The 15,227-nt window shown below is 46.9% G+C and carries 14 protein-coding genes and 1 pseudogene; all 15 read left to right on the forward strand.

Features of this window, described 5'->3' with window-relative positions; translation table 11 throughout:
* Positions 1-155: 155 nt before the first annotated feature.
* Positions 156-1,361: an ABC transporter substrate-binding protein gene (locus AC4PM4_RS10280; protein ID WP_139295659.1), complete on the forward strand. Its 1,206-nt coding sequence runs from the start codon at positions 156-158 to the stop codon at positions 1,359-1,361.
* A gap of 25 nt (positions 1,362-1,386) precedes the next feature.
* A complete protein-coding gene (locus AC4PM4_RS10285; RefSeq protein ID WP_063567591.1) occupies positions 1,387-2,253 on the forward strand; it encodes a carbohydrate ABC transporter permease in 867 nt (288 codons plus the stop codon).
* On the forward strand, positions 2,253-3,080 hold the full coding sequence (locus AC4PM4_RS10290; protein ID WP_053782648.1) for a carbohydrate ABC transporter permease: 828 nt from the start codon (positions 2,253-2,255) through the stop codon (positions 3,078-3,080). The genes AC4PM4_RS10285 and AC4PM4_RS10290 overlap by 1 nt, the downstream gene beginning before the upstream one ends.
* A gap of 2 nt (positions 3,081-3,082) precedes the next feature.
* Positions 3,083-3,196, forward strand: a pseudogene (locus tag AC4PM4_RS10295) (carbohydrate ABC transporter permease); the annotation flags it as partial.
* 306 nt (positions 3,197-3,502) lie between these two features.
* Complete coding sequence (locus tag AC4PM4_RS10300) at positions 3,503-4,909, forward strand: MATE family efflux transporter (RefSeq protein ID WP_274568853.1); 1,407 nt, start codon at positions 3,503-3,505, stop codon at positions 4,907-4,909.
* A 291-nt stretch (positions 4,910-5,200) separates the two neighbouring features.
* Positions 5,201-5,368, forward strand: a complete 168-nt coding sequence (locus AC4PM4_RS10305) for a hypothetical protein (protein WP_274568851.1) — start codon at positions 5,201-5,203, stop codon at positions 5,366-5,368.
* On the forward strand, positions 5,365-5,496 hold the full coding sequence (locus tag AC4PM4_RS10310) for a hypothetical protein (protein WP_256336453.1): 132 nt from the start codon (positions 5,365-5,367) through the stop codon (positions 5,494-5,496). Before AC4PM4_RS10305 ends, AC4PM4_RS10310 begins: the two co-directional genes overlap by 4 nt.
* Positions 5,497-5,582: 86 nt before the next feature.
* Complete coding sequence (locus tag AC4PM4_RS10315) at positions 5,583-6,446, forward strand: Rpn family recombination-promoting nuclease/putative transposase (protein ID WP_090809149.1); 864 nt, start codon at positions 5,583-5,585, stop codon at positions 6,444-6,446.
* 225 nt (positions 6,447-6,671) lie between these two features.
* Entirely contained in the window at positions 6,672-7,382 is a 711-nt protein-coding gene (locus AC4PM4_RS10320; protein WP_072733766.1) for a response regulator transcription factor, read from the forward strand.
* Complete coding sequence (locus tag AC4PM4_RS10325) at positions 7,379-8,884, forward strand: sensor histidine kinase (protein WP_491613539.1); 1,506 nt, start codon at positions 7,379-7,381, stop codon at positions 8,882-8,884. The genes AC4PM4_RS10320 and AC4PM4_RS10325 overlap by 4 nt, the downstream gene beginning before the upstream one ends.
* Before the next feature lie 58 nt (positions 8,885-8,942).
* A complete protein-coding gene (locus AC4PM4_RS10330; protein ID WP_491613540.1) occupies positions 8,943-10,049 on the forward strand; it encodes a hypothetical protein in 1,107 nt (368 codons plus the stop codon).
* A 129-nt stretch (positions 10,050-10,178) separates the two neighbouring features.
* Positions 10,179-11,087: a LysR family transcriptional regulator gene (locus AC4PM4_RS10335; RefSeq protein WP_491613541.1), complete on the forward strand. Its 909-nt coding sequence runs from the start codon at positions 10,179-10,181 to the stop codon at positions 11,085-11,087.
* Between the two features lie 395 nt (positions 11,088-11,482).
* The gene (locus AC4PM4_RS10340; RefSeq protein ID WP_491613542.1) at positions 11,483-12,655 is read left to right on the forward strand and encodes a M20 family metallopeptidase; all 1,173 of its coding nucleotides are present in this window, start codon (positions 11,483-11,485) and stop codon (positions 12,653-12,655) included.
* A gap of 4 nt (positions 12,656-12,659) precedes the next feature.
* The gene (locus AC4PM4_RS10345) at positions 12,660-14,084 is read left to right on the forward strand and encodes a YfcC family protein (protein WP_400347884.1); all 1,425 of its coding nucleotides are present in this window, start codon (positions 12,660-12,662) and stop codon (positions 14,082-14,084) included.
* Between the two features lie 251 nt (positions 14,085-14,335).
* Positions 14,336-15,223 (forward strand): oxygen-dependent tRNA uridine(34) hydroxylase TrhO, encoded by an 888-nt coding sequence (gene trhO / locus AC4PM4_RS10350; protein WP_063567600.1) that lies wholly within the window; start codon positions 14,336-14,338, stop codon positions 15,221-15,223.
* Positions 15,224-15,227: the final 4 nt, after the last annotated feature.

Below are 15,227 nucleotides of genomic sequence, written 5' to 3' on the forward strand. Positions count from 1 at the left end.
GGAATAATAGGACACATTATAGTCAACGCTCTAAGTATAAAACGGTGGAAGGATTAACCACGTGGTTACTTCACTAATTTAATGGGTAAATCTTTACGTATATAAGCTGAGGGAGGTACAACATGAGAACATCGCTTACCAAGGCACTCGGGTTAATGCTGCTTTGTGGAATAACGGCTGTACTTCTGTCTTCCTGCACAAGCGGGAATAATGCCAATGGCAAAGTGCAGGTTGAATTTTTTCAGAACAAACCCGAAGCCAAAGGAACCTTTGACGAATTAATCAAAACATTCAACGCCGAACACCCGGATATTCAGGTCACTCAGGTGAATCCACCTGACGCGGAGACGGTGCTAAAGACACGTGTGGTGAAGAACGATGTACCAGACATTATGGCAATGGGGGCAACCGATACCTATTCCATTCTTGCACAGAGTGATATTTTCGCCGATCTGACAGACAGTCCACTGTTAAAAACGATCGATCCCAACTACATAAAGATGCTGAAGGATGTCACGGGCATGGATGAAGTGACAGGTGTTCCATACGCAACAAATGCAAACGGCATCATGTACAACAAAACCTTGTTTAAAGAAATGGGTCTGAACGTACCCAAGACCTGGGACGAGCTGATTGCTACAGCCAAAAAAATTAAGGATGCGGGTAAAATTCCGTTTTACTTCACATACAAGGATGATTGGCAGACGAATCTGCCGTTCAATGCACTCGGACCTAACTTGGTTGGTATTGATTTCTACCTGGAGCGTCGCGAGAACAAAGTGACCTTCAAGGAGAAATACCGTGAGGTTGCGGAGAAGCAGTTGGAGCTGATGAATTACGGTCACGGCGACAACTTCGGTAAAGCGTATTCGGATGGTAACCGTGCCTTTGCCAATGGTGAAGCTTATATGTACATCCAGGGTACCTGGGCGATCTCCGAGATTCGTAAAGCGAACCCGAATGTGGACATTGGTTTCTTCCCATTCCCGACAGGCAACGATCCGAGCCAGATCAAGTTGGTGAACGGAATCGACTCTCTGTTTACCATTTCAGCGAATACACCAAACAAGGAGCAGGCCGAGCAGTTCATCGCGTTTCTGCTGGAGCCTGAAAATATAGGCAAGTACATTAAGGAACAGACGCTGTTCTCTGCGGTGGAAGGTGTAAAACAAGATGATCCTGCTGTACAGGAACTGACACCTTACATTGAGCAGGGCAAGGTTATCGACTTCGCCGATCACTATATTCCGGCTGCGGTGCAGCTGAATTCCATCGTACAGTCCTTTTTGCAAAACAAGAACATCGACAACTATCTGGATACACTCGACAAAGAATGGGACAAGGTAGCGAATCGGCGATAACGCCTTGTCCGAAGGAGGATGGAGTATGAACAAGCGCATCGCGCCTTATTACTGGATGACGGTTCCGGCGGTAATACTGTTCTTTGTATTTATGACGCTGCCGGCCCTCCAGGGGATCTATTATTCATTTACGAACTACAACGGATTCGGTAAAGGTTATGATTTTGTTGGATTCAAAAACTATTTCAATTTGTTTCAAGATGACAATGTAGGCAACGCCTACTGGTTTACCTTCAAGTTTGCGATCGTTGTAACGATCCTTACGAATATTCTAAGCCTGCTCATTGCACTCGGGCTGAATGCCAAGATCAAGTTCCGTAACTTTTTCCGTGGCATCTACTTCTTGCCGAATATCCTGAGTGTATTGATTGTAGGTTACATATTTAACTACCTGTTCTCCAACGTATTCCCGATCTGGGGACAAAACCTGGGCATCAACGCCCTATCCACCAACATTCTGGGCAGCGAAAGTCTGGCATGGATTGGGATCGTAATTGTAGCGGTGTGGCAATCAGTCGCGTTGAATACGATTCTGTATTTGGCGGGATTGCAAACCATCCCTACGACATTGTATGAAGCATCAAATCTGGACGGCGCTGGAAAATGGCGTGAATTCTGGAGCATTACGTTTCCGCTTATTGCCCCGTTCTTCACAATTAATATGGTGCTGGCGATGAAAAACTCACTGATGGTCTTTGACCAGATCGTGGCCTTGACGAATGGTGGACCGGGACGGGCAACACAGTCCATCTCCCATCTGATCTACACGGGTGGATTTGAAGGCGGCGAATATGCATATCAATCTGCGAACTCGGTTATCTATTTCATCGTTATTGCGGTGATTTCGATTCTGCAAATCCGGTTCCTGCAAAGAAGGGAGACGGATCTGTAATGAGAAGCCGTTTACGTACCAACTGGCCCGTTATGTTGTTAATTATTCTGGGTACCTTGTTCATTCTGTTCCCTTTATATATGACGGTTACAATCGCATTGAAAAATCCGGAGCAAATGGCCCAATCGGTCTTTGCTATTCCGACAACGCTTCACTGGGAGAACTTTGCAAGTGCAATAGACATGACAAACTTCTTCCAATCGTTCCGTAACAGTGCCATTGTTACTGCGTCAACAGTCATTCTGACCTTGCTCAGTAACTCTATGGTTGCTTACGCGATTGCCCGGAATATGGAGAAGCGGAAATTTTTCAAAGGGCTGTATTATTACTTCGTCAGCGCGATGTTTATTCCGTTTCCAATCATCATGCTGCCGATTGTTAAGCTGACTGCGTCACTGGAAATGACCAATCTTCTGGGTCTTATCCTGCTGCATACGGTGTATGGTCTCGCCTTTAACGTATTTGTGTATGTAGGTTACATTCGGTCCATTCCGGTAGCGCTGGAGGAAGCAGCCTTCGTAGATGGAGCAACAACCTGGGGCACATTCTGGAAAATCATTTTCCCATTGATGGCGCCGATCAGTGCCACGGTTGGTATTCTAACTTGTCTGTCTACCTATAATGACTTTCTGCTGCCACTCATTATTATTAGTGATCCGGCACAATACACGCTTCCACTGGTACAATATGTGTTCCAGGGTCAATTCAATACTGACTTCAACCTGGCGTTTGCATCGTACCTTCTGGCGTTGCTGCCGATGATCATCATTTACCTGTTTGCACAAAAATGGATTATCAACGGTGTAACGCAAGGATCAGTGAAATAAATTGGGGAGTGATTGGTGCGACACTGATGATTAGCATCCTGCCGATCCTGATCGCTTTCCTCGTCTTGAGCAATCGAATTGTGGAAGGTATTGCTGCCGGATCGGTAAAAGGATAGATCTGAGCACCACACATGAGTTATTGGCTAATTTAAACCTTGGACCCTTACATATCCCGATCCAATAGGGATGTGTGAGGGTTTTTGCTCATCGTCTCGGACTTCGTATATCTCCTGAGAACATGTATTTAGAACGACTATATGAATGTATTTCTTCTCTATAATGCAAACTAAATGAAAGGACTGAAAATACCTATTATTGGAATTTCAAAAAACTTTCAAGTTTTTTCGCAAAACTACTGCATTTTCAAACCACCTGTGCTAACATACCCTAAGAATTAAAGCCCACACGGGAAAGGTGAGAAAATGACAGCAATATCCTCAACCAAAGAGTCCCTGCGTTCGGATGCCAAGGATCTGAATCTGATTCGGCTAACATGGCCTATTTTCCTGGAACTCTTCTTGTTTATGTTGATGGGGAGCGTGGATACGTTCATGCTCAGTTCAGTGTCCGATAATGCAGTATCCGGAGTCGGAGCAGCCAACCAGATTATTTCCATTGCGATTCTTGTACTGGAAGTCATTGGACATGGCGCTGCTATTGTTGTGGCACAATATATTGGTTCGAAGAAGTTGAGTGAGGCGGCACAGGTAACAGGTAATGCGATTACACTAAATCTGATTGTTGGACTGATCCTGAGCGGAAGCTTCCTTCTGTTAGGAGGACATCTGCTTACACTGCTTCATATCCAAGGTGAAATATACGATTTTGCCCGTTCTTATATAAGTATTGTCGGAGGCGGGATCTTCCTTCAGGCGCTGATTAACGCGCTGGCCGCGACGATTCGTACGCATGGTTACACCAAAGAGACGATGTATGTTTCCGTTCTGATGAACGTGATTCACGTCGTTGGTAACTACGCCCTTATTTTTGGCCATTTCGGCATGCCGAAGCTTGGTGTAGAAGGGGCAGCGATCTCAACGGTCGGAAGCCGTCTGATCTGTTTGATTATTTTCTTCTGGTTGCTCTATCGGGTTATGGATGTAAGGGTAGAGTTTAGCTATTACATCAACCTTTCGAAGAAATTTATCAGCAAAATCTTGCGAATTGGTATCCCCTCTGCACTGGAATCCGTTGTATATCAGTCCTGCCAGCTCGTCTTCACACTGTACGTAACCTATCTGGGTGCTGAAGCGATGGCAACCCGGCAATATGCGGGTAACATTTCAAGCTACATCTATCTATTCAGCATGGCGATCGGAATGGGAACTTCCATTATTGTTGGCCGACTGGTCGGTGCACGGCGCAAGAACGATGCATACAAACGCGTATTCGACAGTGTAAAATGGGCGCTGCTCGCAACGGTTGTGATCGATGTAATTATTATTCTCTTCCGTGTTCCGCTGATGAGTGTGTTCACGGATAATCCGGAAATCATCAAGCTAGGGGCACAGGTCATCCTGCTAAGTCTTCTGCTGGAAACCGGGCGAACCTGCAACATTGTGATTATTGGTTCCCTTCGTGCCGCAGGTGATGCGAAGTTCCCGGTATACATGGGACTGATCTCTATGGTCTGCATGAGCCTGCCGCTAGGCTACCTGCTTGTGTTCAAGCTTCACATGGGGCTCGCCGGTGTATGGCTTGCGATTGCCGCAGACGAGTGGACACGCGCTGTCATTATGTATTTCCGCTGGAAGAGCCGGGCTTGGGAGAAACATGATCTGTTGGATCATGAGGAGGAAGTTGGAGTTCAGCCGGTGCCGGCAGTATGATGTTGATTTTGGAAAATAATTTCGATTTGAGTGGAGTATAGAAATAAAAGGACGCCTCACTTGGAGTCGTTAGTCTTATTAAAGAAGAGCCAATCATGGGATGGAGCATTCCTCCTGATGAGGGGCTCTTTTTTCGTTATTTGTGCAGTATTACCTCGTTATCTTAGAGAGGTTCAGATCATAGGTGGGGGCTGTAGCGAAGTTTGTCACCAGAACAGGTTAGCAAAAATGATCAAAACGAGATGTGCAGCCTCACGTATAGTAAGGATATGGAAAGGGGCTGGACTTTATTTGAATTCATACAGTGAATTGATTCGGCAAAGTCTCTACTTTATTGAAACGAATCTGTACGAGGAGATCGGGCTTGAAGAAGTGGCGTCTGAAGCGCTTCTGTCACCCTATCATTATCATCAGGTGTTCCGCAGGGCAGTGCGGTCATCTCATTCGGGGTTATTTTGAACGGCAAAGGAAAAGTTTGGGTGGATAGTTTCCGTTTCGAAGAGGTTGATCCGAATACACCATTGACTCATATGGAGACAGAGTATGAGATGTCGGACGAGCCAATGAATTTGTCTTTTGAAGAGTGATCAGATGTGAATGCAGGTCCAACGTTAAGCTGAAGAAAGTATGTGAATTATGATATAATCCTGGGTAAGAATGGAGCTGATGCAGGATGACGGATTTGCTCGATCCTCGAGTTGATTTTGTATTCAAACGTATTTTTGGAAGTGAGCAAAGTAAAGATGTTTTGTTAGCTTTCCTTAACAGCACGTTTATTGAAACCGGTGAGTCGCCTCTTACGGAGATTACACTTATTAACACGTTTACGGACAAAGATAGTCCGGAAGATAAACAATCCATTTTAGATATCAAAGCGCGTACGGTGGAGGGTAAGTTAATCAACATTGAGATGCAGCTGTTTAATCCGTATAATATGGAAAAAAGGACGCTGTTCTACTGGAGTGAAATGTACTCTCACCAGATCAAGAAGGGCGAAAACTATAATCTTTTGAAAAAATGTGTGACGATCAATATTTTAAATTACTCATGTCTGGACAATGAACGATATCACAATGTTTTTCATTTACGCGAAGATCATACAGGTATTGGTTTGACAGATGATATAGAAATTCATGTGATGGAATTGACCAAACTGGATCAACACCCTGTCCCTATGGATAAGGGTGGACTAGTGAACTGGCTTTTATTCTTAAAAGGGATTGATCCATCAAACTGGGAGGTGCTGGCGATGAATGAACCGATGCTAAAAAAGGCGATGGACACGCTGGAATTTCTGAGTCAGGATGCAGCTACGAGAATGGCTTATGATGCACGGATGAAAGCACTAAGCGATGAAAAGTCGATGATTGAAGGTGCACGTGCTGAGGGTGAAGCCAAAGGGAAAGTAGAAGGTAGAGTAGAAGGTAAAGTGGAAATGGCTCGCGAGCTTCTTGCACTTGGCGTAGATATGTCAGCTGTGGTGAAAGCCTCCGGACTCTCTGCAGAGGAAATCAAAAAACTGCTGCCTAAGCAGTGATATGAAACTGAAATTACACTTTACAGGGCTAATCCAATTACGGGTTGGCTCTTTTTGTTGTGTTTGGGGTATAAAAAAAGTGGAGCGAAGTCGAAGCTGAGAGGATACAGACGTTTCTGGAGTTTCTCACAAATCGAAAAGTCCTCCATAGCTAATCAGGCCATACCTTGTTAACATAGATCCAAAGAATACGATAACTCATGACACATATAGAGGATGATTTCGATGAATAAAAAAGTATTGGTCGTGGATGACGAGTCAAGCATTGTCAGTGCCATTGCTTACGCGCTGCGGCGCGAAGGATATGAAGTAGAGACAGCAAATGACGGCGAAGAAGCGCTGGTCAAGGTGGCGTCATTCCATCCGCAGGTCATGATTCTGGATGTGATGATGCCCAAGCTGGACGGATACGGCGTATGCCGCAGGCTGGAGGATCGAGAGGATATCGGCATTATTTTGCTGACTGTCAAAAATGATATCGTGGATAAGATCGTAGGCCTGGAAATGGGCGCGGATGATTATATGACTAAACCGTTTGAGATCCGCGAGTTGCTCGCCCGGGTAAAGGCATTGATGCGCCGTGTGGAGAAAAGCAGCCCGTCCCCTGACGACCAGAAGAATCAGGTTATCGTCAATGGAACACTGCGCATCCATATCGCTCACCGCACCGTGACGGTGAATGAGGAGAAGCTGGATTTGACGCCAAAAGAGTTCGACTTGCTGACCATTCTGATGTCCAACCCCGAGCGTGTATACACGCGGGATGATCTGCTGGACCGAGTGTGGGGCATGGAATATGCCGGGGGCACACGCACGGTGGATATTCATATTCAGCGGCTGCGCAAAAAGATCGGCGATACCGACCAGCAAAAATTGCAGACGGTATACGGCATTGGCTATAAGGCATCAGCCCCTGAACCGGGCGGCTCGGTATGAGAATCAGCATCAAGCTGAAGTTCAGCGTTTTTCTAGCTGCATTGCTAATCCTGACCGTCGTTGTGCTCAGCTCGCTGGTATTGCGAGGTATTGAGCGCAACCAGCAGACGCAGATCGAGACCATTCTGTCCCAGCAGACCCGTCTGGTGAATCTGAATGTGCGGCAGTCTTACTATACCGAGTCCGTTCGTCTGGAGCAGGAGGTTTTTTTACAGCAAAATGGCCGCAAGTTGGCTCAAGAGCTTGCAAGCTCCACAGGTCTGCCCATCGCGCTTTATGATATGAAGGGACAGCAGGTTGGTTCATCAATCATGTCTGAGGAAAGTGCAGATATCACAGCGACGCTGAACTATGCGCTGCAAAATAAAATTGCTTATCACGAACAGGGGGATACCCTGCTATATGTAGCACCGCTGGACGGACCGGATGGACAGATGGGTGCTGTGCGCATGCAGTATCCGGTTCAGAGCTATCATGAATTCTATGCCCGTATCCTTCAGTTGTTTATGTGGGCGGGGATTGCGGTTGTTGGGTTAAGCTTCATTCTGGGATATCTCTTCTACAATCGTTTTGCTGTTGCTATAACCCGATTGAAGAAGTCTGCCGATTCCATTCGTGAAGGGCATTATATTACCGAATCACCAGTGAGTCGCAAGGATGAATTGGGCGAACTGGGACAGGGCATTTATTATATGAGCACATCGATTCAACAAAATATTGAAACCATGCATGCGGAACAGCAGAAGCTTCAGCTCGCTATCGAGAAGCTTCAGGCTCTGGAGCAGCAGCAGAAACAATATATCGGTAACATTAGCCATGAGTTCAAGACACCACTTACGTCGATTAAGGCATATGTGGAGCTGCTGGACATGTATAAGGATGATCCGCAATTGCTGGATGATGCCACGAGCAATATTGGCAAGGAAACGGAGCGGTTGTACGAGATGGTTGAGAAGGTATTACATTTATCAGCCCTGGAGAAATATGATTTTGAGAATCAGGCGGAAGACGTGGAGGTTCGTGCTCTACTGGAGGATGCCTGTGGCCGGATGCGGGGCAAAGCCGAGAAGTTTGCGCTGAACATGGAGGTGACGTTACTGCCTGCGGTGATCCGCAGCGATCGGGAGAGCCTGATGCATATTTTCATCAATCTGTTGGATAATGCGATCAAATATAATGTGCCGGGAGGTGTCATCCGGGTAAGCAATGAACTGCGAATGCAGGAGCGACAAGCGGTGATTCGCATCTTCAACTCAGGTACGCCCATTCCGGATGAGGCGAGCGAGAAAATCTTTGAACCCTTTTACACCGTCAACAAAGACAGGGCCAGAAAAACCGGGGGAACCGGGCTGGGACTATCACTCGTCAAGCAATTTGTAGAGAAGCAGGGCGGCACAATCACATTGTTGCCGAGCGATCCGAAGCATGGGGAAGGAACGACGTTCCAGCTGGTTTTCCCGTTGGCGCATTCAAGTTTACAAGTTGGAAACAAGTCTGAATAACTTTGGAAGTATGCGATGTGTATGCTTGGTCTATAGAAAGCACTCAGGAGGGACCATGATGAATTGGAAACAGGCGGCTATGGGCACGCTCGGGGCGATTGTCCTATTATCGGCAACAGCATGCGGGGGAACAACGAAACCAGGGGATCATACACAGAACGGGAAATCCGGCACGGATATTACAGTCAAGGACAATACAAATACATCGGTATACCAGAGCTTTAAGCTGGAGAAAATCGATAAACTGTCGAATATGCGCGGGGTAGCATGGCTAAGCAATGACTGGATTTTGTCGGATAAAGTAAACGAGTCCATGAAGCCTGTCACCGTTGAGGGTGAGAAACGTTACCCGCATAACTTATACATGTACGATCTTACAAAGGGCACAGATACACCCGTGAAGGAAAGTGAAGTGAATCTGGGCTCACCACTCGTGTCCCCGGATAGTCAGTATATTTTCTACAGAGAACCAGAGGAATCGACGGGCAAAGGCTTCATTCTGAACCTGCACAACGGGGAAGTGGTTCCTGCAGGCAATGACGATGGATTTGTCTTTGAAGGAGCATGGCTGGATAAGGAGCATGTCGTTTTTCCAAACATGAATGGGGATATCATATCAGCGAGTGTGGATGGAACGACCAAAGCGCTGGTCAAGACGGGAAACTTCAATGTAAGTAGTGTCAGCGTTTCGGGTAATGTAATTTACTACATCACAGGCACGGACGGACAGTTGAATAGCTACGATACGAAGACCGGTGAAGTGAAGCAGGTACTGAAAAGTGTAGAGAGGGTAATTCCATCCAACGATGGCTCAAGACTGGCGATTGTGAAAAAAACAGCCGATACCAAACGGGCGCTGGTGCTGACCGATCTGGAAGGGAATGAAAAAGCCACCCTTGCCAGAGGCACACAAATCTTCGGCACGAGCTGGTCGGGTGACGATTCCAAAATCGCCTACACGATCAATTCGGAAAGTGATGATGAAAAAGGGCTGTTCGTCTCTAATACGGAATCGGCGGAGCAGTTCCAGATCTCGGCCGAAATGGATAACGCATCTGATCCACTGAGCTGGAGTCCGGAAGGCAACCGAATTTTGCTGTCACAGGCAGTGCAGGAAAATGAATCATACCACTTTGTCACCTCGGTCATTACGATCTCGCAGTAAATCATCATCGAAGAAGAAGTAAATTAGCAGAGCGGGCCTGACTCATATCGAGTTGGGCTTTTTCTGTACCTTTAACGCTGGTTTTCTGGGTTATACTGAAGAGACGAGAAGTAAAGGGGGAACATGATCATGGATGAAAAGGACTGCCGTCTGCTGCTGAGCGTTTCCGAAGAAAGTAGTCTGACCAAGGCTGCGGAGCGCATGTTTATGACCCAGCCAGCTTTGACATACCGTTTGCAGCAATTGGAGAAGGAATTTGGCGTGCCACTTATCGATAAAACGTTAAAAGGTGCCAGATTTACTCCCGAAGGAGAGCATCTCGCGATTTATGCCCGTAAAATGCTCAATGAGCTTAACCAGGTCAAGGAACTGCTGTCGAACATTCGGAATGAGGTTAAGGGAACGCTGCGTCTCGGGATTGCCAATCATTATTCGTTGTACAAGCTTCCTCCCTTGTTAAAGCAGTTCAAGGAACTGTACCCTGAGGTTCAGTTTGCTGTGACCTGTGCTCTGAGTGTGGAGGTTATGGAACTGTTAATGCGGGATGAAATTCAGGTAGGGGTCATCCGGGGGGAGCATCCATGGTATGAGGGGAAACATCTGCTGCACGATGAACCGGTCTGTATTGTATCCCGTGAACCCATTAATCTGGATGAACTTCCCGAGCTTCCGCAAATTGCATTTCAGGAGCCCTTGACGAAAACGGGTGGAACTCCTGTGAGCCCCTTCCGAGAGGGAGTAGCGGCCTGGTGGTATGAGCGCTATGAATGTTCACCAACCGTAGCGATGCGTGTGGACAGCTATGAGACATGTAAGGAAATGGTGCGTTATGGGCTTGGTTATGCCATTATTCCGGGTATTTTCGTGTCTGATTCGGATGGCCTTCACCAGCAGGAATTGATTCGACAGAATGGACAGGGATTGCGGCGTAATACGTGGTTAGTGTATAAGGAAAGTGTGCTGCAGCAGGCAACGGTGGGTCGCTTTATTGACTTGATGAAAACGGCTGGAACACAGCATGTTGTGGACGGAAGCTAGATACAGACATAGCGGAATAGATGCATTTCTTTATGCATAATTATCCGATATTTTATTATCAAATAAGGAATTTTATTGCTATTTGGCAGTGTCATTTTTATAGGGAGTACCCATTCGAAGGATGTACATAAGATTAAAATGTATACCGATGCCGTCTTGGCTAATATGAAAAATAACCAGTAATATAATGACATCTAATGATATCCATATGTTATTGTCTAGCGAGTCCATAAAATTTTTTATGGGCTATTCCTTAATTTTTTTGAATTTACTTCTGGCTTGGTCACACATACAATATATCCAATCTGATTGTATATTTATTCGATTGAATTGAATATAGAAATGCTGTATTTGAAGAAAGGCGGCAAAACAATATGTATCCTGACCCAGCTCATATGAAGCAAAAAATCAAAGAAACCGTAGATCGGTTGGACCCCGACTTGCGGGAATTATCCCTGCGCATTCACGCTAACCCTGAACTTAGCTTTCAGGAAGTCCAAGCACAACAATGGTTAACCGAACCGCTGGAAGCGGCCGGATTTCAGGTGGAAAAAGGCATTTCAGGCCTCGACACCTCGTTCCGTGCTGTATGGGAAGGCCAGCCAGGTGGACCCGCGATTGCACTGCTCGCTGAATATGATGCGCTGCCCCGCATCGGACATGCCTGCGGACACAATCTGATCGGAACCTCTGCTGTAGGTGCAGCACTGGCGCTCAAGGAAGCATGCCCTGATCTTCCGGGACGGATCGTCATTCTTGGCACACCGGCTGAAGAAGAGGGCGGCGGAAAAATCATTATGGTGAACGATGGCGTATTCAATGAGATTGATGCCGTCATGATGTGTCACCCGCAGCAAAAAACGATGGTACTGAGAGGTGCGCTGGCCTGTGTGGACGCAACCTTTACGTTCCACGGCAAACAGGCACATGCTGCCTCATCTCCTGAGAAAGGTATTAGTGCACTGGATGCCTTGGTCAACGCGTACGCGGGTATAAACTCACTGCGTCCTTATTTGAATGATGACGTTAGGGTGAACGGGATTATCACCAAGGGGGGAGATGCGCCCAACGTGGTGCCTGAGCTAGCTGAAGCCGTATATATCATTCGGGCGAAGACCGTCGAAGAGCTGAAAATCGTCATGGACAAAGTATATCGCGTCGTGCGCCATGCTGCGGAAGGCGTTGGGGCTACGGTAGATATTACGGAAGGCCTGATCTATGCCGAGCGGAATAACAACAAGACTCTGGCGGGTCTGTTCCAGCAGAACCTGGAGGATATGGGTATTGAAGTGCATGATCCACCGCAAACAGGTGGTGTTGGTTCATCGGATATCGGTAACGTAAGCCAAATTACAGCCGCAATCCATCCGTATATTCGGTTAGGAGATGCGACAACACACACACCTGAATTTGCCCGGCTTGCCGGAGCAGAGGAAGGCATGATTGAGCTAAACCGTGCGGCGAAGGCACTTGCACTGACGGCGTTCGATTTGTACGCAGACAAGGAAGCATTGCAGCAGGTACGTGATGAATTTGAAGCATGGAAACAACAGAAGGACGAGGGATGATGAATTGGAAAACATAACAAAACAACCACAACAACGGCGCAAATGGTTTAAGATGCCTCACACCTTCGTCATCTTGTTTATTCTGGTGCTGGTAGCTACTGTGCTGACCTACATTATTCCTGCAGGGGAATTTGATCGGGTTAAGGATGAGGCGACAGGCAAATCCTTGCTCGTTCCGGGTTCATACCATCATGTAGAGTCCAATCCAACGGGATTATGGGATATTCCCAAGTCCATCGTTCGCGGACTGGTTGACTCCGCGGATGTTGTATTCTTTATTTTCATCATCGGCGGAGCATTTCAGATCATTACGAGTACGGGAACGATTGAAGCCCTTACAGGTAGGGTAGCCCGTTCGTTCGCCAACAAGGGATTATGGGTCATTCCGGTATTCATCACCTTGTTCTCAGTTGGTGGATTCACGATGGGCATGTCCACAGAGGTTATGGTCTTTGTACCGATCGGGATTGCCATTGCGCGTGCGCTGGGGTATGACGCTCTAACCGGTACGGCGATGATCTCGCTGGGGGCCTCGTGTGGTTTCACTGCCGGACTGCTCAATCCGTTCAACGTAGGACTGGCTCAGGCCATTGCAGAAGTTCCAATTTTCTCAGGGATGTGGCTTCGTGCAATTATCCTGGTGTGTCTCATCTCCGTGACAAGTATCTATATTATGCGGTACGCGTCCAGAGTGAAGTCTGATCCAACACGTGGTTTGGTGCATGAGCTGGAGCAGGAGCAGGCAGCAGATACACCTGCGGTGGACCTGAACAAACTGCCAACGATTCGCATCACACATATTCTGACTATCATTACAATTGTAGCTGGCTTTGCCCTGTTAATCTGGGGTGTTTCCAAAGAAGGCTGGTGGATGGAAGAACTGGCGGCTCTCTTCCTGAGCATGGGCGTGATCGCGGGACTTGTCTCTGGGTTCGGTCCTAGTCGAATTGCAAGTGAATTCGTCAAAGGTGCAAGTGGCATCGCTTATGGTGCCTTTATCATCGGTCTGGCAAGAGGAATCATGGTTGTCCTCGATCAGGGTAACGTGATTGACTCCGTAGTATACGGAATGTCTACAGCGGTTGGCGAATTGCCGTCCTCCGTGCAGGTATTGGGTATGTATTTCTTCCAAAATATCATGAACGTGTTCATCACGTCGGGTACAGGTATGGCCGTGACTACGATGCCGATTATGGTTCCATTATCGGATCTGCTCGGGGTTACCCGTCAGACTGCCGTACTGGCTTTCCAGTTCGGAGACGGATTCACCAACATGATTTTGCCAACGTCTTCAGCCTTAATGGGTAGTCTCGCGGTATCCGGCATTCCGTATCAGAAATGGGTTAGATTCTTCTGGCCGCTGATGGTCATGTGGATCGCTATGGGTATTGTATTTATGCTGATCGCCAATGCCATTCAGTATTCTTAATCGTTCGATTGAGACAAGCGGCGAAAAATGTATTCCATAACTTACATTCCTTTCTATACATTTATATTGACTAAGCTATTCCGCTTCCGATAAACTAGAATGCAGGAATAAAAGTCGAATGTTCAAAGCAGCAGTTCGAGACATTGTTTCGGACGGCTGTTTCTTTTCTTTTTCATAAGCAAGGTTGCAACGTTGTAGTCTTGTCGGATGATCCGGCCAATAACAACATGGAATAGGAACAGGTGATACACATGTGTAACAGCGCGTACCGCGTGCTTTTATATTATAAGTTCGTGAAGATTGAAGACCCTGAAACGTTTACGCAAGAGCATCTGCAATACTGTAAGGACCTGGGTGTAAAAGGACGTATTCTGATTGCCTCAGAAGGCATTAACGGTACCGTATCCGGTACACCAGAGCAAACCGAGCAGTACATGAAGGATATGCATGCCAACCCGCTGTTCAGCGATATGGTATTCAAGATTGATGATGTCGAAGAGCATGCGTTCAAAAAAATATTTGTTCGTCACAAAGCTGAGCTGGTTACATTCCGTGTGGACGAAGACTTGGACCCGAACGAAGTTAGTGGTAAACGGTTGTCCCCGAAAGAATTTTACGAGCATCTTCAACAGGAGGATGTCATTGTAATTGATGGCCGCAATGACTACGAGTACGAGATTGGTCATTTTCGAGGTGCGATTCGTCCGGACGTGGAGTCGTTCCGCGAGTTTCCGGAATGGATTCGGGATAACCTGGGCGACATGAAGGACAAAAAGATCATTACTTACTGTACTGGCGGTATTCGTTGTGAAAAGCTGACCGGGTTCATGATTAAGGAAGGTTTCCAGGACGTGGCACAACTTGATGGCGGAATCGTGACCTATGGCAAGGATGATGAGGTACAAGGTCGTTTGTTTGATGGGAAATGTTATGTTTTTGACGAGCGTATTTCCGTGCCGATTAACCGGACGGATGAAGATATCGTGATTGCCAGCTGTTATCACTGTGGAACGACGCATGACCGTTATATTAACTGTCCAACCTGCAACCTCCAGCATGTAAGCTGTGAGGATTGCGAAGAGACGCATAACCGCTTTTGCTCGGATGCCTGCCGGGAGGCAGCACCGGTAACCGCATAAGCAG

It is taken from the genome of Paenibacillus sp. MDV22-iso6 (assembly GCF_058408365.1).